General features: G+C 57.4%; 19 protein-coding genes. 10 read left to right on the top strand and 9 right to left on the bottom strand.

Features of this window, described 5'->3' with window-relative positions:
* Positions 1-45: 45 nt before the first annotated feature.
* A complete protein-coding gene (locus IQ241_RS12050) occupies positions 46-303 on the top strand; it encodes a M20/M25/M40 family metallo-hydrolase (protein WP_193907418.1) in 258 nt (85 codons plus the stop codon).
* A 127-nt stretch (positions 304-430) separates the two neighbouring features.
* Here the strand turns inward: IQ241_RS12050 and IQ241_RS12045 are convergent, their stop codons facing one another.
* The 5 genes from IQ241_RS12045 to IQ241_RS12025 all read right to left on the bottom strand — a co-directional run bounded on the left by IQ241_RS12045 (position 431) and on the right by IQ241_RS12025 (position 7,626).
* Entirely contained in the window at positions 431-1,660 is a 1,230-nt protein-coding gene (locus IQ241_RS12045; protein WP_193907416.1) for a tetratricopeptide repeat protein, read from the bottom strand.
* Between the two features lie 37 nt (positions 1,661-1,697).
* A complete protein-coding gene (locus IQ241_RS12040; protein ID WP_193907414.1) occupies positions 1,698-3,422 on the bottom strand; it encodes a helicase HerA domain-containing protein in 1,725 nt (574 codons plus the stop codon).
* A gap of 112 nt (positions 3,423-3,534) precedes the next feature.
* Positions 3,535-4,050 carry an outer membrane beta-barrel protein gene (locus IQ241_RS12035; protein WP_193907412.1) on the bottom strand — a complete coding sequence of 172 codons (516 nt, stop codon included), beginning with the start codon at positions 4,048-4,050 and terminating at the stop codon, positions 3,535-3,537.
* Positions 4,051-4,143: 93 nt separating this feature from the next.
* Positions 4,144-7,251, bottom strand: coding sequence for a phosphoenolpyruvate carboxylase (gene ppc, locus IQ241_RS12030; RefSeq protein WP_193907410.1), 3,108 nt, complete (start codon positions 7,249-7,251; stop codon positions 4,144-4,146).
* A 126-nt stretch (positions 7,252-7,377) separates the two neighbouring features.
* On the bottom strand, positions 7,378-7,626 hold the full coding sequence (locus IQ241_RS12025; protein ID WP_228021627.1) for a hypothetical protein: 249 nt from the start codon (positions 7,624-7,626) through the stop codon (positions 7,378-7,380).
* Between the two features lie 342 nt (positions 7,627-7,968).
* On the opposite strand from IQ241_RS12025, the gene IQ241_RS12020 reads away from it, so the two are divergent.
* Together IQ241_RS12020 and IQ241_RS12015 are read left to right on the top strand one after the other, a co-directional pair.
* Positions 7,969-11,022: an SGNH/GDSL hydrolase family protein gene (locus tag IQ241_RS12020; RefSeq protein ID WP_193907409.1), complete on the top strand. Its 3,054-nt coding sequence runs from the start codon at positions 7,969-7,971 to the stop codon at positions 11,020-11,022.
* Between the two features lie 93 nt (positions 11,023-11,115).
* Entirely contained in the window at positions 11,116-12,609 is a 1,494-nt protein-coding gene (locus IQ241_RS12015) for an MBOAT family O-acyltransferase (protein WP_193907407.1), read from the top strand.
* A gap of 34 nt (positions 12,610-12,643) precedes the next feature.
* Here the strand turns inward: IQ241_RS12015 and IQ241_RS12010 are convergent, their stop codons facing one another.
* Positions 12,644-14,557, bottom strand: a complete 1,914-nt coding sequence (locus tag IQ241_RS12010) for an alpha-amylase family glycosyl hydrolase (protein WP_193907405.1) — start codon at positions 14,555-14,557, stop codon at positions 12,644-12,646.
* Positions 14,558-14,843: 286 nt separating this feature from the next.
* On the opposite strand from IQ241_RS12010, the gene IQ241_RS12005 reads away from it, so the two are divergent.
* On the top strand, positions 14,844-15,101 hold the full coding sequence (locus IQ241_RS12005) for a Rossmann-fold NAD(P)-binding domain-containing protein (RefSeq protein ID WP_193907403.1): 258 nt from the start codon (positions 14,844-14,846) through the stop codon (positions 15,099-15,101).
* Positions 15,102-15,209: 108 nt separating this feature from the next.
* Here the strand turns inward: IQ241_RS12005 and tatA are convergent, their stop codons facing one another.
* Complete coding sequence (gene tatA / locus IQ241_RS12000) at positions 15,210-15,392, bottom strand: twin-arginine translocase TatA/TatE family subunit (RefSeq protein ID WP_193907401.1); 183 nt, start codon at positions 15,390-15,392, stop codon at positions 15,210-15,212.
* A gap of 132 nt (positions 15,393-15,524) precedes the next feature.
* Positions 15,525-15,827: a hypothetical protein gene (locus tag IQ241_RS11995; protein WP_193907399.1), complete on the bottom strand. Its 303-nt coding sequence runs from the start codon at positions 15,825-15,827 to the stop codon at positions 15,525-15,527.
* A gap of 193 nt (positions 15,828-16,020) precedes the next feature.
* On the opposite strand from IQ241_RS11995, the gene IQ241_RS11990 reads away from it, so the two are divergent.
* The 5 genes from IQ241_RS11990 to IQ241_RS11970 all read left to right on the top strand — a co-directional run bounded on the left by IQ241_RS11990 (position 16,021) and on the right by IQ241_RS11970 (position 20,899).
* Positions 16,021-16,923 carry a LysR family transcriptional regulator gene (locus IQ241_RS11990; protein WP_228021626.1) on the top strand — a complete coding sequence of 301 codons (903 nt, stop codon included), beginning with the start codon at positions 16,021-16,023 and terminating at the stop codon, positions 16,921-16,923.
* A gap of 64 nt (positions 16,924-16,987) precedes the next feature.
* Entirely contained in the window at positions 16,988-17,959 is a 972-nt protein-coding gene (locus tag IQ241_RS11985; protein WP_193907395.1) for a glycosyltransferase, read from the top strand.
* A 477-nt stretch (positions 17,960-18,436) separates the two neighbouring features.
* The gene (locus IQ241_RS11980) at positions 18,437-18,949 is read left to right on the top strand and encodes a hypothetical protein (protein WP_193907393.1); all 513 of its coding nucleotides are present in this window, start codon (positions 18,437-18,439) and stop codon (positions 18,947-18,949) included.
* A 27-nt stretch (positions 18,950-18,976) separates the two neighbouring features.
* A complete protein-coding gene (locus tag IQ241_RS11975; protein ID WP_193907392.1) occupies positions 18,977-20,326 on the top strand; it encodes an NAD(P)/FAD-dependent oxidoreductase in 1,350 nt (449 codons plus the stop codon).
* A 39-nt stretch (positions 20,327-20,365) separates the two neighbouring features.
* Positions 20,366-20,899 carry a carboxymuconolactone decarboxylase family protein gene (locus IQ241_RS11970; RefSeq protein ID WP_193907391.1) on the top strand — a complete coding sequence of 178 codons (534 nt, stop codon included), beginning with the start codon at positions 20,366-20,368 and terminating at the stop codon, positions 20,897-20,899.
* 138 nt (positions 20,900-21,037) lie between these two features.
* On the opposite strand, the gene IQ241_RS11965 is transcribed toward IQ241_RS11970, so the two are convergent.
* Positions 21,038-22,105, bottom strand: coding sequence for a glucokinase (locus IQ241_RS11965; RefSeq protein ID WP_193907390.1), 1,068 nt, complete (start codon positions 22,103-22,105; stop codon positions 21,038-21,040).
* A 179-nt stretch (positions 22,106-22,284) separates the two neighbouring features.
* Between IQ241_RS11965 and IQ241_RS11960 the strand changes: the two genes are divergently transcribed.
* Positions 22,285-22,668: arginase family protein (locus IQ241_RS11960; RefSeq protein ID WP_193907389.1), on the top strand; the 384-nt coding region annotated here is incomplete at its 3' end.

The raw sequence follows: 22,668 nt of genomic DNA, 5'->3' as shown, positions 1-22,668 counted from the left end.
GCAGACAGCTAGCCGAGCTGTCCAAAGGCTCGGCCAAACAGCGTTATGCAATCAGTAGCGGTTGCTCCCAATCTGATTGACAGGGTGGAGCAGACAGCCCTTGGGCTAGGCTTATCGGTTAAGAGAATACCCAGCGGCGCGGGCCACGATGCCGGGTTGATAGCTGCCATGGCACCATCCACAATGATTTTTGTCCCCAGCGTTAGCGGCATTAGCCACAATGTTGACGAGTACACGACCCCTGAAGACTTAGAAAACGGGGCAAATGTGCTGCTGCGAATGCTGCTACAGCTTGCCATGTAGCAGCATTCGCAGCCTACTCGCTTACCGTTCAGCCAGGCGTTTAAGCTGAACCGACGATTTAAGTCTCGGGTCAAACGCTTCCTTCTCGCACGTTAAAATCGTTCGTCCCAAGAGCGTAATTCAGCGATCATCCTATCTCGCGGGAAATCTTTAATTCCTGTTGATGGAGTTCGCCTGCTTGGTGACTTTGTCCCAGAGCAGCGTACACATTTCCCAAATTGCCCAGGGCAAAGGCTTCGCCGCTGCGATCGCCGATTTCGCGGGAAATCTCCAGCGACTGCTGAAGTAATTCAATGGCTTGCTGATATTGCCCTAGCGAATGATAGGCTAACCCTAAGTTACCGAGTAGAATTGCTTCGTCTGCGCGATCGCCCATCTCACGAGAAATCTCCACCTGCTGTTGAAGCAAATCAATAGCCTGCTGATAATGCTCTAGGGAATAGTAGACTAATCCCAACTTTCCGAAAACCAGTTCTTCACCCCAGCCGTCTTTGTCTTCGCGATAAAGGGTCAGTGCTTGTTCGTAAAAGTCGAGGGCCTGCACCGATTTCCCGCAGCGATGCAGCGAATCCCCCATATTGCTGAGGGATCTAGCCTGCCCAGTTGAATTGTGGTTTAACTTTGCTAGCGCTAAGGCTCTCTCATAAAACTCCATTGCCTGCTCATAGGCGTGTTTTTGCTCATGGGCTTTACCTAGATGGTTATACAGCGTCACTAGCAGCGGCGACTCGGGTGCCGTCTGTTCCAGCTGAGCGATTTGCCGCTGCTGCGCTTCAATCGAGAAATGGCGAAATCTGTCAGGCGTTTCAACCTCGCGCATCGGCCGCGATCGCGGTCGATGCTCAGAACGGTTCTGGGGCTGGGTTGCAAATTCAAACATACCGCCGCGCCAGCTCCAAAAGTCAGGCGCTTGCTGTGCTAACCGATCAGAGAGGGCGTTGGACAGCCACAGCACAACCGGAAATTCAAACTGGATCAACGCTCCCCGGGTCCACTGTAAGGAAAAGAAAAAGCGCTCCTGTTCTGACTTATCGTCAGTCAGTCGCACTCCCAGCAGTTCGCTGGCGTTGAGCACCGTCACCACAGCCGGTTCTCCCGTCTGGAGGACTGGTTCCTGGGCGACCAGATTTTTTAGCGTGGCCCGTAGGCTGGGCTGTTTCAGGTTGAGCCAGGCTCGAAAAGGCATGACCTCCTGGGCTATCAGCTCAGATTCGTAGGCCGCGACCAGGGTGTCTTGCAGACTGCGATCGTCACAGATAGCCAGCAATAGATTGAGCCGCTGAGTGCTGGCCTTGACTGATATCATCAGCCTCCGAAACTCGCGCAGATTGGCAGGGTCGAGGTTGGTTAGAGCCATAGGGAGAAGTTGCTCCGGGGGCGCGGCTCCTGGCGGCTCAAAAGCCCAGGTCGGCCTTGGCGGCTTCGGCGGCTTTGAATAGGGCCGGGCTGGGCATCTCTTCCCAGGCGGTATCGCCGATTTCGGTGTAGAAGGTCTGGTCGTAGGGGCGGGTGCGGACGACGACCGGCATGGGGACGGCGTGGCCGAGCAGCAGGGCCTGCTGTTTAGAATCCAGCTTGGAGAGCACGGAGCGCAGGTTTTGGCCGCCGGAGACGCCGGTGAAGATGGCGTCGATGTCTTTTTCGTCGTTGAGCAGGGCGGTGATGCGGGTGCCAACCTGGGACATGACTTCGTTATCGATGCCCGAAGGGCGCTGATCGACCACCAGCAGGGTGACAAAGTATTTGCGCATCTCCCGGGCAATCGTGCCAAAGATGGTCTGGCGGGCGGTGGCGGGATCTAAAAAACGGTGGGCTTCTTCGATGGTAATCATCAGCGGCTGGGGGCGATCGCAGGGGTTCTTCGTCTGCAAAAACCGATCGGCCTTGCGCACATAGCTGGCGTGAATGCGGCGGGCAATCACATTCGTTGCCAGCATGTAGGAAAGCATATTCGACTGCGAGCCAAACTCGATTACCACATGCTTACCGGCGTCAATCGCCTCTAGAATCTGGGCCACATAGTTGTGGGGGCAGCTGTTGCGAATGTACTTCAGCTCCGCTAGCCGGGTGAGCTTGCGCTGTAGGGCCATAATCGAAGACTTACTGCCCATCTTAACTTCGCAGAACTCCTGGATCTCCTCATTTGTCATCGCCAGCAGCCGGTTAATCCAATGCTTGCCAAACTCGTTGCGCAGAATGATCGCGTTTTCTAAACTTGCCTCCGACAGGTTAAGCTCGCGGCTGATCAGGGTCAGGTCTTCCACGTCGATCTGGTCAAAGCTGACGTAGAGCTCCTGGGCATCGCGCACGCCCCGCCGCTGGGTGGCTTCCGGGTCCAGGGTAAAGATCTGCACCAGGCCGGGAAACAGCTGCCTGAGCCCCTTCACCGTGCTGAACTGCTTGCCTTCGCTGACCGCCTCCCAGCCGTATTCTGAGTGCATGTCGAAAATCAGGTTCACCGCCGCCTGCTTGCGAATAATCCCCGACAGCAGCAGCCGGGTCAGAAAGGATTTGCCCGTCCCCGATTTGCCAAAGATGCCGTTGCTGCGCTCCACAAACCGGTCCAGGTCAATGCAGATCGGCACCGCCATATCAATCGGCTGGCCAATCGCAAAATTGCGCCGGTGGGGGTCGTCTTCCCAGCCAAACACCGCTCGAAAATCTCGCTCGCTGGCGTCGTAGACCTGGCTGAAGTGTCCGGGAATCGTCTTCACCGGCAGCAGCTCCAGCGCGGCGCTGGAGTTCGCCTGATAGGAGGCCAGGCCGCCGTTGGAATCGGCTTTGCGCTTTTTAGCCGGGGATTTTGTTGGGCTTTCAGTCTCCGCCCCCGGCGTAAACATCAGCATCGGCGTTAGGTCAATCGTGCCGTAGGTGCCCGACCCGGCCAGCACCTCTTGCAAAAACAGATTGCTGGGCTCCGGCGGGTTAGCCACAATCCGCTGGCTGGTGGTGCCCAGGGCCACGTCGGTGAGCATACAGAAAAAGCGCGATCGCACCCCCTGCACCACCAGAAACTTGCCTACCCGCATCTCCTCAACCAGCACGTCGGGATGCAGCCGCACCGCCAAACCCTGGCTGAGGGAACCCTGAATCACCGAACCCAGCGGACGTATTTCCATCGATCACCCCGAAATGCACGCTCTGGGGCTATCGTAGCTTGAGACCGGCGATTAATACAGCTGTTCCTAAATACAGGCGTTCTTAAATACAGGTGTTCTGAGTTCGGGCGTTTTAGAACTGGACGCCGACGCCGCCCTGGACGGAAGTGGCCGTGCCGCCGTCTGAGAAGCCGTTAAGGGCAAAAACGGCGTTGCCGAAGACGACCAGATTGCTGCCGGGCAGAAAATAATCGACTCCCGGCTGAATCACAAACGACACCTGGTCGCCCACCGGCGAGGGTTCGCCGCCGCTGGGGAGAGAAATACCCGCGCCGACATAGACATTGGTTTGAAAGTTCAGCGGATAGTCGTAGGACACCGTCGGCACAAAGGCTGAACCGTCACCCAAAAGAAACGCCTGGCCGCGAATCGAAATCGGCAGCTCCAGAATGTTGTAGCGGCCCGAAATGACGAAAGAGACGCCATCGCCGTCGCCGTTGTCGTCGTCGCTCAGACCGACCGCCGCACCCGCCCCGACATAGCTGCCAAAGGCGGCCTGGGCCTGGGCAGGGGACTGGAGACTGAGGGCGATCGCGCCCGCCGCCACGACCCCAGCGAGCCCGCTTAAATTGCTTGAAATACGGAGCATCACAGACTTCCTCACACCGGTATGAGCAGGTAATACCCTACCGGGGTCGCAAAAGTCAAGCCCAAAAGTCAGGCACAGGGCAGAAATTCGTCGCTAGCCCGTATTCCGCATTCCGGCGGCGATGCCGTTGATCGTCAGCATCGCCCCCCGCAGCAGCTCACTGCGGCTATAGCGCGATCGCACCATCCCCGAGGCGGCACTGTCGCGATACTCCCGCAGCCGCTTCAGCAGCGCCACCTGCAGGAAGCCCAGAGGCACAATCGTGCCGTTGCGCAGCTGTACCGAGCGCTGCAGGGCCAGGTCGCCGTCGAGCAGCCGCTGGTGGCCGGTAATCGCCAGCACCATCTCGCGGGTGAGGCGAAACTCCTCGGCAATCTGGTCGAACAGGACCTGGAACTGCTCGCGCTTGTCGGGATGGCTGAGCTGGTTGACGTAGTGCAGGGCAATCTGCAAATCCACCTTGGCCAGGGTCATCTCGACCTTGGAAATGACCATTTTGAAAAACGGCCACTTGGTGTAGAAATAGCGCAGCAGCTTCAGCCGCTCCTCCGGCGCTTCGTCTACGTAGGCCTGTAGCGCCGTCCCGACGCCGTACCAGGCCGGCAGCAGAAACCGGGTCTGGGTCCAGCTAAACACCCAGGGAATTGCCCGTAGGCCAGAGAGATCCTTCTTGCCACCGCGCCGGGCCGGGCGAGAGCTAATTTGCAGCTGGCTGATCTCCTGAATCGGCGTCACCTGATGGAAAAATTCGACCAGCTCCGGCTGTTCGTAAATTAGGGCGCGGTAATGCTGCCGCGATCGCGCCGCCAGCTCCTCCATAATTTCATTCCAGGGCTCAATCTCGTCAAAGCTGCTGCCCAGGACGCTGCCCTGGATTACCGCCGTCGTCACCGTCTCCAGGTGGTACAGGGCCAGGTCCGGCAGATTGTACTTGGAGGCCAGCACTTCGCCCTGCTCGGTAATCTTGATTCGCCCGTTGACGCTGCGGCCCGGCTGGGCCAGGATCGCCTCATAGGCCGGGCCGCCGCCGCGCCCCACCGAGCCGCCCCGACCGTGGAAGATCCGCAGCGCCACAGTATAGCCGTCGGCTAAGGTTTGCAGCGACTGCTGGGCCTTATGGATTTCCCAGTTGCTACTGAGAAATCCCGAGTCCTTATTGCTGTCGGAATAGCCCAGCATGATCTCCTGCAGGGCCATCGGCTGGGACTCGCCGCCTTGCAGCACTTCTAGCTCAGCATAGCCACCCTGCAAGAGCGCCCGATACAGCGGCAGCTCAAACAGGCTACGCATCACCGCCGGCGCCCGCTTCAGGTCTTCCACCGTCTCAAACAGCGGCACGATCATCAGCCCTCCCGTCCCCGTTGCCGGGTCGTACAGGCCCGCTTCTTTGGCCAACAACAGCACTTCTAGCAGGTCGCTGGCGTGGTGACACATGCTGATGATGTAGCTCTGGCAGATCTGGGGACCAAACTCCTGATGCAGCCGCCGCACCATGCGGAAAGTGGCCACCGTTTCCTGTACCTTGTCGGAAAAGGGCAGCTCGCCGGGAATCAGCGGTCGGCGGGTTTTTAGCTCGGCCACCAGCCAGTCCATTTTTTCCGCTTCGGTCAGGTCGTTATAGGCTTTGGGCAAGATGCCCAGGTACTCGGTAATCTCATTGAGCGCGTCGGCATGGCGCGTACTCTCCTGGCGGACATCGAGCTGGGCCAGGGTAAAGCTGTAGATTTCGGCCTGGCAGATCAGCTTTTCCAAATCCTGACAGACCAGTCCCGTCTCCTTCAGGTTGCGCTGGATCAGCTGTAGCTCATGCAGAAACTCTGCGCCGGAGCGATAGAGGGTGCCGGCCTGGGCGACTGTCTCTTCTTCTTGCAGATAGTCACCGTGGTAGAGTTTCTGGCTGCGATCGCGGGTATTCTTCAGCCGCTGCTCAATGTAGGCCAGCTTCAGCCGGTAGGGCTCCTGCCGGTAGCGAATTGCCAGTTCGTCATAGATCTCCGGCATTTGCAGCTGGTCCTGCTCCAGCGACTCCAGCAGGTCGGGCAGCACCTCGCTCCAGTGCAGCGACAGGCTAAGCAGGTGGGTCAGCTTCTGGACTGAGCCCATGTACTTATCCAGCACCAGGTTGCGCTGGAAGCAGGCCGTCTTCCAGGTGACCTGGGGCGTTACCGAGGGGTTGCCGTCGCGATCGCTGCCCACCCAGGAACCAAACCGACAGAAGCTATGCTGCGGCGGCGTCAGGTTGGGGAAGGTGCCCTGCAGGGCGCGGGTAATCCGGTGGTGCAGCTCGGGAATCGTGTCGAACAGCACCACGTCGAAATAGTGCAGCGTAAAATCGACCTCGTCCAGCACCGATGGCTTGAACTGGTGTAGCTCGTCGGTACGCCACCAAAGCCGAATTTCTTCTTTCAGCTGGGCCTGGAGCCCCTCTACCTCCCAGGAGGAAACCAGCCCGATTGACCGGGCGCTCTCCTCCGATCGGTCCAGCTGGTGCAAAATGTCGGAGATCCGCCGCTGCTTATCGCGAATCGTGTGGCGGACAATCTCGGTCGGGTGGGCGGTAAACACCAGCCGCACGTCGAGCTGGTTGATCAGCCGCTGGATCATCTGCGGCGGCACGTTCAGCCGCTTCAGGGTGGGGAATAGCCAGTAGAAGGTACCAACATCTTTAGGTGCTTCGGGGCCGGAGGTACTTTTCTCGACTAGCTCAGCTAGAAAATTGGCCTGGTCGGGACGGTCGGTGGCCCCGCCGTCGGGAGACCCATGGCCATCTTCGGGGCGGTCGTCCGGTTGAGAACCGTAGGCTTTCGAAATCGCGGCATCTTCATAGGCGGCCCGGTACTGCTGCTGCTGCCCCCGCTGCTCGTAATGCTGCTCGACAATATTGATCAGCTGAAAGTAGAGGGCAAAGGCCCGGGCCATGCGGATGGCCTCATCCAGCGACAGATCCTCAATCAGCGGCAGCACATCTGACGCATCCCGGTCGGGGTTGGCCTGGCCGTCGGGGGCGCACATCTGCCGCAGCCGCGTCAGCAGCTCGACCAGCTCTAGCCCGCATTCGTCTTCGATCACCTTTGCCCAGGTGTCTTCAATCGACCTGAGTCGATGGCGCAGCAGCCAGTCATAGGTCGCAGTTTCAGGCAGACCGGTCGGGCTGTCTAAGCCGGACGCTACCGGACTGTGGGAGGAGACGGTAAAACTCATGCGGCTTCGGGGGTTAGGGAAGAACACTCGACAAAATTGTAAGCGCTAGCCGGGACAGATTCGACCGCTGCTCATGTCTTTTAGAAGCTGAATTGTAAATAATGATTCAAGCGCTGGGCCATGCGGCTAGCTTTCATCCTCGGGCAGCGGCTCAGACAGCAGCGCAATGGGCAGCACCGGCAGCCGCTCACCGCGAAAGATTTCTTCACTAGCCCAGCCAACCTGCTGCGCCCAGTCGGCCAATAAACGGCCCGCGAGCAGGGTAGTGATTAAGGGAACGGTTGCCAGACTGAGCAGCCAGTCGGGTTCTAGCGGCGATTCGATAGCCAAACCGGGCGATAATTCGGCAGGGGTGGAACGCAGGTAGTTCGTCATGACTTAAGCCTTTTCCAAAATTTTACCGCTAACTTCGGTTTGAGACGAGAACCGGCGCTAAATCTGACCTGTTCGTTTTGATTAGAGCGAGCTATGCTTTTGGCGAGACAATTTTTTCGGCGCTAACGGCAGCGTCTTCCCAACCGCTCCTTGACTCAGTCAGGGACTCAGCCAGGAGCCCAGTCAGGAGCCCAGGAGACCCAATGAGGATTAGCCCTAGACAGAATTCCAGTTTTTATGGATGATTGGGCAAATTCGTAAAGCTGACACCCAAATCCTGCCCCAAATCCTAGCCCAAGCGATTGGCTCCAAGTGATTGGGATTCGTACTGATACAAGCTCTATGTCCGGTAGGCACTCCCTCAAGCAAACATCCGACGCCGCGATCGCGCCGCTGATTCCGGCGCTCCAGGCGGCGGTGCAGTCGCCTGGAGCGCCGCCGGAGCTTCAGGTCAGGCTGCGCGGCAATATTTTACACGTGCTCTATCAGTCTGCGGTACCACTGGAGCGCAATCGTACGCTGCTGGCGCTGGTGCGATCGCTGCTAGAGGATGAGACCAGGGAGCAGCTGGCAAAAGAGTTTCCCCAGATCTATCAGATCTATGTATACAACCGGCAGCCGCAGCAGGCACAGCCCACCTGGACAGCCCCGCTCTATCTCAACCGGCTGGAGCGGCATCTAGAGCAGCTGGTCGGCGACGCAGATCGGCCCGGCGACCCGGACAAAGCGGATGACTCTTTCTCGGCGATTGTCCTCTCTAATCTGAGCCTGGCCCGGCAGGGTAACCCAGACGCGATCGCGCGCTATCTGAGCGAAATCCTGAGCACCTTAGATGTGGGCGTGCGGGTCAGTGCCCGGGTGATTCCGAGCCGGGCCAAGCGAGTCCAGACCATCACGGCCAGCGACGATGAAGACGACCTGGTGGGTCTAGATCCGTCCCCCGATCTGATCTCGCGGTTAAAAATCTCCTGCGAGGCCAGCTATAGCCCCGACCCGCTGATGATTGCCGAGCCGGTGGCAGAGCGGCTGCGCGGCCTCCAGCTCACCCAGTTTCAAGATGCCGTGATCACCATTCACGTGCGGGGCGAAACCGCATCGGACTGGCGGCTGCGGGTAGACCTGACGCCGCCGACGGAAATGCTGCGGGAATGGGCCCGCTGGGGGGACCTGGCCGCCCTAGAGCGGCTGACCAATCAGACGCTGGCCGAGTGGAAGCAGACCGCTGAGCTAGAGCTTAAAGACACCACCCTCCATGTGGTCTGCCATCGGTCGTCGAACTTTGGCCCCAAACCGATTCCAGAGCGCGACCCAGAGCAGTCGCCACCGGTTGCAGCCCTAGCTGACCTGCTCCAGCAGCTAGCGCCGCAGGGCCTGCATCGAGCCATGCTCTACGGACCGGCCTCAGACCGGATCAACCCAGACTGGCTGAAATGTCTGGTGCTACCAGCTGAACAGCATCCGGCCCTGGCCAAAGATACGCTGGAACTAGCCCGCCGGGGCGACCTGAGCGCGATTGCCTACTGTCTCACCCGACACCTCAACCCAGACCTAGACGAACAGCTCGCCACCGGCGGCATCCGAGTGCAGCTTTTACTCAAGCAGGGGCTGCTGCATGTGATGACCGACGGTCCGGTCTGCCCGCCCAAGCAGGGGGTCGTACCGCTGGTGACGGAGTATGTCGAAGAATTTCGCTGGCCGCATTTGGAGGGCCTGCGGATTTACGGTCGGCGGGCGGGTCAAACGCAGCCGATCTGGAGCTATGGCAGCGACTTTAAGCAGCGGCAGCGCCTGGTGCCCGAGGCCGCTCCTGAGTTTGCCGCTTCGGATGTCTATCTTGGCGACCTGATTGCGCCGGTTGAGGCCGAGCCGCTGCGACCCGAGGTGACCGGACGCGACTTGCAGGCGGCGCTCTGGCGCCTACTGCGCCAGGCTGCTGAGGAGATACAGCAGGCTTTGCAGCAAACGCAGCTCTTTACCCCAGCCGAAACGGCCAGCGGGGTCTCGATACCGCTGCCGAAGGCGCTGCGGATGAAGCCTGCCACCGCGATCGCATGGGGGACCATTGGGCTGTTGCTGACACTACAGATTGACTGGACCCTGGCCCGGCTGCTGCGCCCGACAGCGGCCGCTGTCAAGATCCAGTCCGCACCGCGGCTGGCCGAGCGCCCCAAGGCCGGTACCAGCAAGACGGCTGCGGATGAGGTTGCAGACGGCTTTCTGGCCAAGCCGGCGGGGAGCAATGTCACTTCTTCGGCGATCGACGATGCTGAGCTGATCTACAGTCCTCAGCAAGGCTTTATTTCAACGTCGGCGCTGCTGGCCGAGTCCCCCTTTCCCAACTTCAATAGCAAACAGCTGAATGAGAAGCTAGCCCTCTACAGCCAGCGGGTGGCTGAGTCAGGTCCGCCAGATGTGCTAGTCATCGGCAGCTCTCGGGCACTGCGGGGGGTTGATCCGGCCGCGCTCCGACAGGCCCTGGCCAGGGTGGGCAACGACGACATCAGCGTGTTTAACTTTGGCGTTAACGGGGCGACGGCCCAGGTGGTAGACCTGGTAATCCGTCAGCTGATTCCGCCGGAGCAGCTGCCGCGGCTGGTGATCTGGGCCGACGGCGCCCGCGCCTTCAACAGCGGTCGGGAGGACATTACCTTTAATTCGATCGCGGTTTCGGAGGGCTATCAGGAGCTTCAGGCCGGTTTGCTAGCGAAGCCAGCTGCCGATTCAGCGAAAATCGAGCCGCTGCTTGGCATCGCCCGCCAGGTAACCCGGCGGTATCAGCAGGTGGATCAGTCCCTCAGCCAGGCACTGGGCCAGTTGGCCGCCACCTATGGCCAGCGGCAGGCGGCGAAGGCCTTGCTAAACGAAGCCTATGCGGTTTCAACGGCGGGCCTGTCAGCGACTCCCGAGATCGACCCAGAGGCTCCCGGCGAACTCCTCACGGGCCTGCCTAGCGAAACCAGCATGATTGACTTCGACGGGTTTCTGCCGCTCTCCATTCGCTTTAACCCCGCCACTTACTATCAGGAATACGTCCGCGTATCGGGGGCCTACGACAGCGACTACAAAGCCTTTAGGCTAGAGGGAAAGCAGTCTGCGGCCCTGGAGCAGCTGCTGGACTATGCCCAGACCCAGCAGCTGCCAATCGTGTTCGTCAACACGCCGCTGACGGACGAATATTTAGACCCGATTCGCTCTGAGGCAGAGCAAAGCTTCAATCGCTACATGTTTAACGTGGCCGGCTCTACTTCTGGATTTCTCTACCGCGACCTCGGCCAGGTCTGGACCCAGCGCTACGAATACTTCTCCGACCCCAGCCACCTAAACCGCTACGGGGCCTACCAGGTCTCCAATCAGCTAGCCCAAGATCCGCTCATTCCCTGGCCCTCGTCTGAGTAGTCCGAGCCCTGTCTGGGCCCTGTCTGGGCCCTATCTGGGCCTTGTCTGGGCTCAGCTTCAACATCCTGCGCAGTGCAGACTGCGCGATCGCGCATGACTCTGCCATCAGTCCTCTACAGTCTATTTTTAACCGGCGTTTTCGGCCTTTACTGGCTGCTGCCGACGCGACCGCTCAAGCTCTGGCTAATCGTAATCGCCAGTCTGATGTTCTATGGATCGCTGCAGGCCCAATATGTGCCGCTGCTGGGGGTGCTGGTCGCACTCAACTTCTATTTGGGGCAGCAGCTAGCGACCCCGCTAGACTGGCGCATTCCCAACGCGGCCTGGCAGAATGCGCGCCAGGATTGGAACCAGCAGCGACTGCGGCTCTTGCAGCTGGGGGTGGCTCTAAACGTGCTGCTGCTGCTGGGGTTTAAGTACCTATCGCCGACGCTAAATATGCTGGGCTTCACCCTGCCCGCCAACCCTGCTGCCGACCCCGCCGACCTGGCTACCGGGATACTGATGCCACTAGGGCTGAGCTTTTTTACCTTTGAATGCATTGCCTATCTGATCGATGTCTACCGGGGTTCGCCAGCGGCCAGTAGCTTTGTCCAGTTTGCCGCCTACAAGCTTTTTTTCCCCAAGCTGATCTCCGGTCCGATTACTCGCTTCCACGGCTTTACCGGCCAGCTGAAGGCGCTCCATTTCCCCCGGCTGAGTCAGGGCATTGAAGGCGTCTGGCTGATTGCTATCGGCGCGGTGAAGAAACTGCTGATCGCCGACCACCTGGGGCTTCTGGTGAACCTGAGCTTTGACAATCTAGCTCGGGCGGGCAGCGGCGACCTTTGGCTGGCGACCTTAGCCTACGGATTGCAGCTCTACTTCGACTTCAGCGGCTATGTCGATATTGCCCGAGGCAGCGCCCTGCTGCTGGGCTTCAACCTGCCGCAAAACTTTAACTTTCCCTACTTTTCGACCAGCATCGCCGACTTCTGGCGACGCTGGCATATGACGCTGGGAGACTGGTTGCGCAACTACCTCTACTTTCCTCTGGGCGGCTCCCGTCGGGGCATTGGCCGCACCTGCCTAAACCTGATGCTGATCATGCTCGTGGCCGGGATCTGGCATGGCGATCGCTGGGGCTTTGTGATCTGGGGCGGACTGCACGGTCTGGCACTGATTGCGCATCGGCTCAACGCTCGGCTGGCCGAGCGCTGGCCGGGCCTCAAGGCGCTCTGGCTGAGCCTGCCAGGGATGCTGCTGGCCTGGCTGCTAACCCAGACGATGGTCTTCTCCAGCTGGATTTTCTTTCGCCTGCCGAGCCTGAGCGATTCCGGTTTAGCCCTGCAAAAGCTGTGGGGCCAGGCAGCCGACGCCCAGTTTGCCCAAAAGGTCTATCAGGAAGCCTTTGGCCTCAGCCGCCCGCAACTCCTGCTGCTGATTCTGCTGATTATGGCTGGCATGTGCGTCGCCCACAGCATCCAGCGTGGCCTCCAGCTTCAGCTCAGCTGGCCTGTCAAAACCCTGCTGATTCCGCTCTGTTTCTTCATCGCCTGGCTCCTCGCCCCCACCGAAACTGCCCCCTACATCTACTTCGACTTCTAACCCCCTATCTCTCTACTCTTACCCCTCCCTCTCCCTAACTCGCCCAGGTATCGCGCCACTTAACCGTGCCCTCAGCAGCGACAAACCACTGCCGCGCCACCAAATTTTCTCGCAGCGGCGAAGTTCCCTGCCGCAGCATGGCGTATTTGTAAACAATCAGCTTGCCAGCGCTTTCGTTAAAGGGAATTTCGGCAAACCAGGTATTCGAGTTGATGTATTCCAGCAGGTAGGCTTTGGCAATGTCCCATTCCCCCAGTTCCGGACAGTCGCCCGAGACCACGATGGTTTCCCCCGGCTGGGTATTCACCCCGTTCAGCTGCACCCGCACCAGGGTTTGGCCCTCAGCCCGTCTGCCCACGTGGCTAAGCACGATCGCGCTTCGGGCCGCCAGTTCCAGATGGTGGATCTGCCCGTCTTGCACGGTCAGCTTGCAGCGCGTGAGCACGCAGGTATGTTCGCCGTCGGGCATGTCAGTCATCACCGCTGGCAGCGTCGTTGCCTCGCCCCGGTTGATCGCCACGAAGCAGGTGCATTCGCCATAGCGGCGGGCGTAGCAGTAGACATCGGGCGAAATATAGTGAGTCCACTGGCCGCCCAGGAAAACGGCGGGGTTCAGTCGCCGCAGCCCCGACAGCAGCCGAATCGTTCGGTACAGCGGTGCGCTCGTATCCCAGTCGGTCATCATCGGTCGGTTGTAGGGATCGTTGCCGCCGTCGGTGTCGTCGTGCAGGCCCTGCTCAGTGCCGTAGTAGATACAGGGGATGCCACGACTGGTCATAATCAGCGCGATCGCGACCCGCAGCATTTCTGGGTCAGGATTCAGCGACTGAAAGCGCGGCATATCGTGGTTATCAATAAAGGTGACCAGCTCGGTCGCACCCTTGTATTTGTAATCTTGAGCAAAGATCTCTTCGACGAGGTGAAAGCCGCCCTCAGCTCCCTCGCCTAGAGCCGCCCGGATGGCGGTGCAGAGGCCAAAGTCCAGAATGGTCATGCCGGAATGGTTGGCAAACTCAACCGAGCGATCGTCGGCTGGGTGGCTATAGATCCATTCGCCAAAGACAAATACGTCGGGTCGGTAAGCCTGAATATCGGCGTTGAACTCCTGCCAAAACCAGATCGGCATGTGCTTCACCGTATCGACCCGGAGCGCATCGATGCCGCGATCGAGCCACTGTTTAATGGCCGCCTTAATATAGCTGCGGTAGGCCGTGTTGTTTTCATTAAAGGTCGCCAGACCGGATAGCTCGCAGTTTTGCACCTGCCACTCGTCTTCCCAATTGGTGACTTCGCCATAGTGGTGATACCAGTGATCATCGTCGTGGTTGAAGTCAGCAATCTTCACCCCGTCGTCGTAAAGTTCTCCTTTAGTACCACTGATATCGGGGTTGCTGTGATTGCAGACGATGTCAAGGATCAGCTTCATATCGCGCTGGTGCATTTCGTCAATCAGCCGGTCGAAGGTAGTATTGCGGTCGTCTTGGGTCTTGTTCAGCGAAGGGTTCTGATCTGTTGCGATAAAGCGCGGGTTAATGCGCTTAAAGTCTTTCGTCCAGTAGCCGTGAATCGCGGCACTGTCGATAAACAGCGCCTCAATCTGCTCGAATAGAGGCGTCAGCCAGATTGCCGTAACGCCCATGTTGCGCAAATAGTCGAGCTTGTCAATCACACCCTGCAGGTCGCCGCCCCAGTACTTATGCCAGTCTGTGCGAGTAGCGTCATACAGCTCTGGATTTGGACCTTCGTTGTTCTCCGGGTCGCCGTCATGGAAGCGATCGACCACAATGAAGTAAATCGTTTCTTGCCGGAACTCGATATCGCGGGTATAGAGAAACTCCAGATCAATCTCCTGGCTCTGGTCCAGCTCCTCAATCAGCGGCTGACCCTCCGGCTGCTCAGCGGTCAAACCCTCGCGTAATGACACCTTATTCAGCGGCCCAGTGGTCATAGCGGCTACCCCAGCGCTTGATCAATTGGAAGCGTTACCATGTTCAAAAGACAGTATGACTGATCTGTGGTAGCCGCTATATGTTAGACGCAAATGCGATTGTAGCACTGCTAAACGAAGGTCAATCGTTTGCGCGTAGCGGGCTGATGATATGAATCACGGGTATATGTCAATCCGGCACGATGCTCCAAGTTGGCTCAGCCGCTACCTCACGCTGTCATATCAGCCTCTTTGCCAGGTAGATTCCTATACATACCTTTATCGGTCATGCTGGCAGAGGATATCAATGGAGGCTAGAACGCTCTCAGAGCTGCGAAAGGAGACTTCTTATCAGACGGTTGCCAACCATTTCGATCACCTCAGCACGGAGGAGCTAGTGGAAAGATTCAAGGAAGCGACTCTCGTAGGTCGCCCCCCTCAGGCCCTGGTAGAGGCGATGGCTAAGCGTCCGGAGATTGCCTTTATTCAGGTAACTGACTCGACAGAGATTACTATGAGTAAAGCTCGAACCGCAATCGAACAAATTGAACAGCTTAGCCGATAGAATCAAGCTTTTCTGAATAACTGGATAGAAGGAGCATGGCCAGGAGCCCGCCTAGCAATCAAACGCGCAACACCCAAGGCAACGCGACTCCATCACCCGATCACCCCATCACTCATCCTCCCCCTCTTCCAAATAATCCGTCTCATCCTCATCCCCCGCTTCCATCCCGGCCTTAAACTCACGCAGCGTCTTCCCCAGCGCGCCGCCCAGCTCGGGAATTTTCTTAGGGCCAAAGACCAGCACGGCAATCACGCCGATAATTGCAATTTCGGGCAATCCTAAACCAAACATAGGGGTCCTCACGCTCACCGCTATCCAGCCTCATCATACCGGCAATTTAGGCTGGCCGAATCAGAGCCCATAAATCCCATAAATAAGGAGTGCAGGGTGACCGCGCTCCAGGGGTTGAGCATGAGAGCTGGATTACTGAGTATAGTGCTGGTAGTAGCGCTGGTCGATCCAGCTGCGAAGCTCATGTTCTGAAGTAAACTGGCGACTTTGCCGGGTAACCGGATCGTAGGCATGCCAGAGGACGCCACTGCTAGATTTACTGACCCAGATGCGTAACTCATTGCTAGTTGTCAAGGCTTTGACCAGCCAGGCACCCAAGCGGCGTAGGACCTGCCAAGGTTGGGCAGGCGCTGCCGAGGGCGTTTGCCAGAGCTGCTCTAGCTGACGGCGCTGTAGTTCAATCTGACAGTTCGAAGGGTGGGAATAGCTTTCCATAGCGCCTCCTCCTGAGGAAAATAGCGGGTAAAAAAAGTGGGAATGTCAGCGAATTGCTGAACAGTTACCACTGTAGAAACCGGGTCTGAGACCGGCAAAGCATTCCCTGCATAGGGTCTATGGGAAAAATCGATGCTCCCGGCTGAGAAGTTTGCGATAGCCTGAAAATGGGAGTTTCCTTCGCGATCGCATGATGCCTTCTAAGATCAAGATTGCTCAGCTCAGGGCGTTGGTTGCCGTTGCGGCGGCGGGCAACTTCAGCGAGGGAGCACTAGCGCTAGATTTGAGCCAGTCTACCGTCAGCCACAGCATCGCCGCGTTGGAAGCCGAGCTGGGCGTGGTATTGCTCAACCGGGGCCGTCACGGCGCGACGGTGACACCGGTGGGCGAGCGGATTGTCTCCCAGGCACAGCAGGTGCTCGCGCTATTGGAGTCGATGGGCCGAGAGGCCGTCCAGGCTCGGGGTGTAGACGGCGGTGTGGTTAGGATTGCGGCCTTTCGGAGTACGGCCAGCCATCTGCTGCCGGGCGCGATCGCGAAGCTTCACAGCCGCTACCCCAGCATTCAGGTGTCGATTCTGGAGCTGGACGAAGTCGATGAATTTCACCAGTGCCTGGCCGATGGCAAGGCCGATTTCTGCATCGCCGAGCTGCTCGAAGGCGAATCTTTTGAAACCTTGCCGATGCTGGAGGACAAGTACGTTGCCTTGCTGCCATCAAACTTTGGACTCAAGACTTCACGGCTAACCTGGGAAGATCTGCAAAAGCACCCAATTATCACCTCGACCCACGGCAGCTGCTCCAAAAGCATTTACCAAGCCCTACAGCGAGCCGTCCCGCCGGTCGAGGTGGCCTATCAAATTCGTAACGACTCAACCACGATGAGCATGGTAGAACAGGGATTGGGCATTGGTATCCTGCCAATGCTGGCGGCGCAGCCGATTCCGCCGGGGGTGCGCTGGGTGCATCTGCCCTTTGTCCTAACTCGCTGGCTAGGCGCATCCTGGCTCAGGGATGGGCTGCTGACGCCCTCTGCCTTTGCCTTTTTAGACACCTTCAAAGCGGTCTATGGTCGGCAGCAAAAATTGGTTGGGTAGGACTGTCGTAGGGGCGGCCCAATCTGCGATGATCCAGGCTGGATGACGCAATTCCCGTAGAGCCATGCGAAAACTGTTCTTTCTGCTGCCAGGCACCACCCAGAAGTATCGTGGCGGTGGGCTTGGGGCCGAACTGCGAACGCTGGCGCTAGCGCAGCAGGTCTGCGAGGCGGCGGTGGTGACTTACCGGCAGCGGGAAAAAGACACGCTGTTTCTGGATGATGTGCTGGCAGAGCGCGCAATTTTTATCGTCAGCTGGGGCTTCGACCTGCCCAAGCTGCTGCGCCGCCTGCGCCATCACAATGTGGTCTACCATGCCCACAGCGCGGGCTATGGCTTCTCTGTTCCGGCCAGCGTGCCGATCATCACGGTCAGCCGCAATACCATGGGCTACTGGGGCCAGCAGGCGCTGGGCTCGCTGATCTATTATTTTCCCAATGAAATTTCAGCTGAGTTTTGCGATCGCAACCTGCCCCGAGATATCGACGTGGTAGTGCAGGCCCGCAAGTCGTCGGAGTATTTGCTCAATCAGCTGGTGCCGGAACTGCGATCGCGCTGCCAGGTGACCCTAATCGATAGCTACGTTGATGACCTCGCGGGCCTGTTCAACCGGGCCAAAGTCTATCTCTATGATTCGGCAGAATACTGGGGCCGCTTTGGCCTCACTGAAGGCTTTGGCCTACCGCCGATGGAAGCGATGGCCTGCGGCTGCCAGGTCTTCTCTAGCGTTAACCACGCCCTAGCGGACTATCTCGACCCCGGCTTCAACTGTCATAAGATTGCCGGCTATGCTAGCGGCTACGACGTCGAGCGAATTCTCCAAGCGGTTCAAAGCTGGCAGCCCAGCAGTCTCCCCAAAGATCTCTTTGCACCCTATCGCCCGGCCCAGCTTGTTCCCCGTCTGCGCATAATCTTGACGGAACTCAACCACTTTTTTGACCATTGCCCTAACTATGTCTCTGATATTCCAGACCTTACCGCTGGGCGAATCCTGCATCTTACCCTCAGGCGAGCAATCAACAAACTGAAGCGATAAGTAAATTATTGTTACTAAAGGGCCGTTATGGGTATTTGAATAAGCATCGTTCACAGCGATAAATCAACCTTAATACGGAGATAGAGCGTTGATCATTCGACCTTAGATAGATGCGAGTAAATCTATTGAAACTAAATGGACTTGGTTCGCTGCTCTATTGAAAATTCTCATGAAAAATTCAGGCTTTTGTAGAACATTTAGGATAGTCTCGAAGATAACAGCTAAATCAGTTAGGTGAGTAGAAGAACAAGAAAATTGAATGGATTGATAGCGTTTTAGATGAAGGCAATCAAAGCGAGAAAAAAATTAGAATCTGTTTGGAAAGTGGCGAATGCCACGCTGCTGCTTGCTCGGGCGCGTATGAGTGCATTCAGATTCAGCGCTTAGGGTCCTCGTGTCTTACCGATCTGAGACTGTTGCCGATCTGAGACTATGGAGTCGCGTTTTGTTATTGTCAATTAAGAAGGGAATTTAATCATGAAATGGGTCAAAGCAATCGTAGCGGGTTTAGTCGCTGGCTTAGTGATGTTTATTGTATTGGCTGTTGGCACAAAAACCGGTATGGCTCCGATTAATGTGCCTCCGTCGGCGGCATTTTTAGCCGCCACGACCGGCATCCAGTCTCCACCTCTGGCAGGACTGCTTCACTTTGCCTATGCGGCTTTGGGTTCTGTCCTGCTAGTCGCCCTTTTTGGTCGCCGCACCAATATTCTCAAGGGCATTGGCCTGGCATTGGTGCTGTGGCTGATTCTGATGGTGATTTACTCGCCGATTATTGGCTGGGGCTTCTTTGGTGCAGGCGGCCTCAATCATCAACTGCCGCCGACTTCTCCGCTGTACATTGGGCCAGCAGGCATGTATGTGCTCATTACGCTGGTGCTGCACGCCATTTACGGCCTGATTGTCGGCTGGATGGATCAGGTCTGGATCGACTGGACGGAAAGGTCGGGAGCCGATCCAGATCAGAGCGAGAATCTGGCCAGCCATTAAGACGATATCAGTCGTTTTCAGGACATTATGGATCGCTTAATTCAGCAAACCGTGATTCTCGGCGGTGGCTTTACGGGGCTATACGCCGCCCTCAAGCTGCGGCGGAATCATCACCCCCATTCAGTGATTTTGGTTGATCGAGAAGCCCGCTTTCGGTTTCGTCCTTTGCTGTACGACTATTTCAGCGAGCAAATGGACCAGCAGCAGGTGATGCCTCGCTTTGAGGAGCTGCTCGGGAGTAGCGGCGTCCGCTTTGTACAGGATACGGTGGCGGCGATCGACTTAAGCGACCGTCAGGTTCGCCTTCACTCAGGCAGGGTCTGCCCCTACAGTCACTTAGTGATTGCCCTGGGAAGCGTAACCGGCTATTTCGGGGTTGAAGGCGCTAGCGAATACGCGATCGCGTTTCGAGACAGCGACGACGCGATCGCGCTCGACCGGAAAATCCGCACCTGTTTGGATCAGGCGAGGCAATCGGCCAATCCCGATCGGCGGCGGCTGCTGCTGACCTTTGTGATAATTGGCGGCGGTCCGACCGGGGTTGAACTCGCAGCGACTCTCGCCGACCTGGTCCCCAACTGGTTTGAAGAGCTGGGTGGCGACCCCCAAGAAGTCCGAATTGTGCTATTGAGCCGCGGGGCACAGATTCTCAAGGGCGATATCAACGATCCCCTGCGAGAGACGGCAGAGCAGCAGCTACAGCGGCGAGCGGTCGAGGTGATCACGGAGGCAGCGGCAACGGCAGTCCGACCCAAGGCGGTGGACTATCAGCAGGCAGGGCAGACCGCCACTATCCCCGCTGCAACTGCCGTTTGGACAGCGGGGACGGCAGCCCATCCGCTGGTCAAAGACCTGCCGATTGCTGAGCAGCACCGCGATCGCAAAGGGAGACTGATCGTCACACCGACAATGCAGCTGCCCGAATTTCCAGAGGTGTTTGCGGGCGGCGACTGTGCTACTGTCGAAGGCGAGTCGCTGCCGCCTACGGCTCAGGTGGCGCATCAGCAGGGGCTTGCGATCGCTCAAAACCTGCAAGCGCTGGTCGAAGGCCGGCAGCTCCAGCCCGCTGATGCTGCCATCCGAGGCACGCTAATGAAATTGGGTCTAGAAGCGGCAGCCGCCAACATCGATGACAGAGTCGAGGTGGATGGAGAAATTGCCCATTTAATTCGTCAGGCCACCTACCTGAGTCGGCTGCCCAGTCCTATCCACAATCTGCAGGCGGAGATGAAGTGGTTTAACGATGCGGTTGTAGACCGCTATTTAGAACCGCAGGACCCTGGAAAAGTCGTCCAATGGGTGGCCGGGGCCATTGTTGCAGCAGCTGTCGCTCGCAAAGTAGTTCACGCATTGGGGAGCGACGAGAAGTCAGTCTAGCAATTTCAACAGATATACAGATACTAAGGAGACCATCATATGCCACACCTAAAAGCGCTCAACAGCGACGAAGTATCCCAGGACGTTCAGAATATTTTTGCTGAAATCGAGCAGGGGTTTGGCGCGGTGCCCAACCTGTTTAAGACCTATGCCCACTACCCTCCGCTGCTGCGGGCCAACTGGGAGAAGATGAAGGCGACGATGGAGACCGGACAGCTGTCTGGCAAGCTGAAGCAGACCATCGCCCTCCTCGTCTCTCAGGACAACAGTACGGAATACTGTATTGCGGCCCATTCCCAAATATTGCTCGATATGGGGCTATCGGAGACTGAGCTTCAGGATATCCGCAAAGGGAAGCTTGAGAAAGTTGGCTTCAGTGACAAAGAAATTCAGCTGGTCGAGCTGATGCGTCAGGTCAACCGCGACCCCAACCATATTCCCAATACTGAATTTGAAGCGGTGAAGCAGGCCGGTGTCTCTGATGCTGAGCTGGTAGAAGCCTACGGCGTAATGGAGACCTTTGTCAGCTTTAACAAGTTTCTCGATTCGCTTGAGGTTGAGATCGAGATGTAGTTGAACTCACTGATACTGCTCCGCCTCGGTCCTCATCCAAAGTCCTTCTCCCTCGGGAGAAGGACTTTGATCTCTGCCCTAGTATCTCTGTCAGAACAGATTCTAGGTGGTTTTGCAACCCTTCGTTGAGAAAGGGATTTAGTCGCCCCCATACTGTGACGACATCAGCATCACTGCCCCAATCAGCCCCGCCTTGGGCTCTAAAACGATATGCACGGGCACTTTCTCCAATAGCCCGCTGACGCGGCCCTTTTGCCTAAAAGCCTGCATAAAGACCCCTGAACTCAGTAGCGAGACGTTCTTGGCGGCAATCCCGCCGGCAATATAAAGGCCGCCGAAGGACAGCATTTTTAGCGCTAGGTCTCCGGCTTCGGCCCCATAGGCAGAGGCAAATAGCTGCATCGTCCGCTGGGAAAGCTCATCCTTGTCATCGGCAGCCGCTTCAGCGATCGCCGCAGCCGGGTCATCGACGCCTTCACAGGGATAGCTGCACTGCGCCCATTCGCGGACCGCTTGAGCCACTGCTGGTGATTCCGAATGCTGATGAGAATCGCGCAGGAACTGGTAGATGGCAATGATCCCCTGGCCGGAGACGACCCGCTCGATAGAAACGCGATCGCTGGCTTTCTGCTCGAGTAAATACTGACGGAGCTGAAACTCAAGCTCAGAAAGGGGCGAGAAACTGGCATGGCCGCCCTCTGAAGCGTAGGCCGCATAGCCATCACCCCGAGGGACGATAAAGCACTCTCCTAGACCTGTACCCGCGCCAATCGCCGCAATTGGCGCGCCGGGCTGCGGCTCGACCGCCTGGAGGGTATGCAGGTCGGCTGAGTCTAGCCCCAATGCCCCATAGCCAATGGCCATGAAGTCATTGACCAGTTGCACCTGCGAAATTGAAAGCGCTTTTTGTAATCGGTCACCGTCTAGCCGCCAGTCTAGGTTGGTGAGCGCTGATGCGTTATCGACTACGGGACCCGCGATCGCGAAGCAGGCCTTGTCGAGATTGAAAGATGTTCCGATTGCCTGCTTAGCCTGGTCTAAAAACTGACGCACCATCGGCACAAGGTCTGAGAATTTTTGGCTTTCATACCGCTGCTCAAACACAACTTCAAACTGGTCTTTGCGAGTGATTTGCTGAGGGGGCGCGTCTACCAAACACAAAATTGTTTTAGTGCCGCCGATATCACCGACGAGTAAGTGAGACATAAGGTTAAATTTGAATTAACGTTTTGATAACTGTGCTTTTTAGCTCTACGGGTTCTCTTCCTAGTCTAAATGGCAAGCCAGACTATCACCTTGCTTTTCATAACTTTCTTAGCCAGTGCTCAGCTTTTTAACAATTCTGATGAAAGTGCGATCGCGGTACTCCTCTGCTATCATCCTGGATGAGTGCTGCATCCCACTTCATTCGACAAAACGGCCTGTCCGTAGTCTCAGCCAAAGCAGTCAACAATCGAGAGCATGAACAGCTATTTTCAGCTTTGAAAAGGGCTGGTTTTAATCAGCTCTACATCCATCTGGACCTGGACGTGATCGAGCCTGAAGAATTTCCCCATGTGGCTTGTCCTACCCCTGGTGGAATCACTAAAGAAAGGCTCAGAGATCTGCTGGCTGGCCTCAGCGAAAATTTTGATATAGTAGGCTTTAGCCTGTTGGAATTTTTGCCTGCTGAGCCTGAAAGTACTGCTGCTCTGGGCGTTATCGAACTGCTGGATAGTGTTAGTTTATTTCGCGATCGCGCTCATGTCAGCCGCCCCACCCAATTCGAC

Origin of the sequence: Vasconcelosia minhoensis LEGE 07310 (genome assembly GCF_015207255.1) — a bacterium.
GTDB lineage: Bacteria > Cyanobacteriota > Cyanobacteriia > Phormidesmidales > Phormidesmidaceae > Vasconcelosia > Vasconcelosia minhoensis.
The sequence above is the reverse complement of the archived record's forward strand: the minus strand, read 5'-3'. Positions and strand labels throughout refer to the sequence as shown.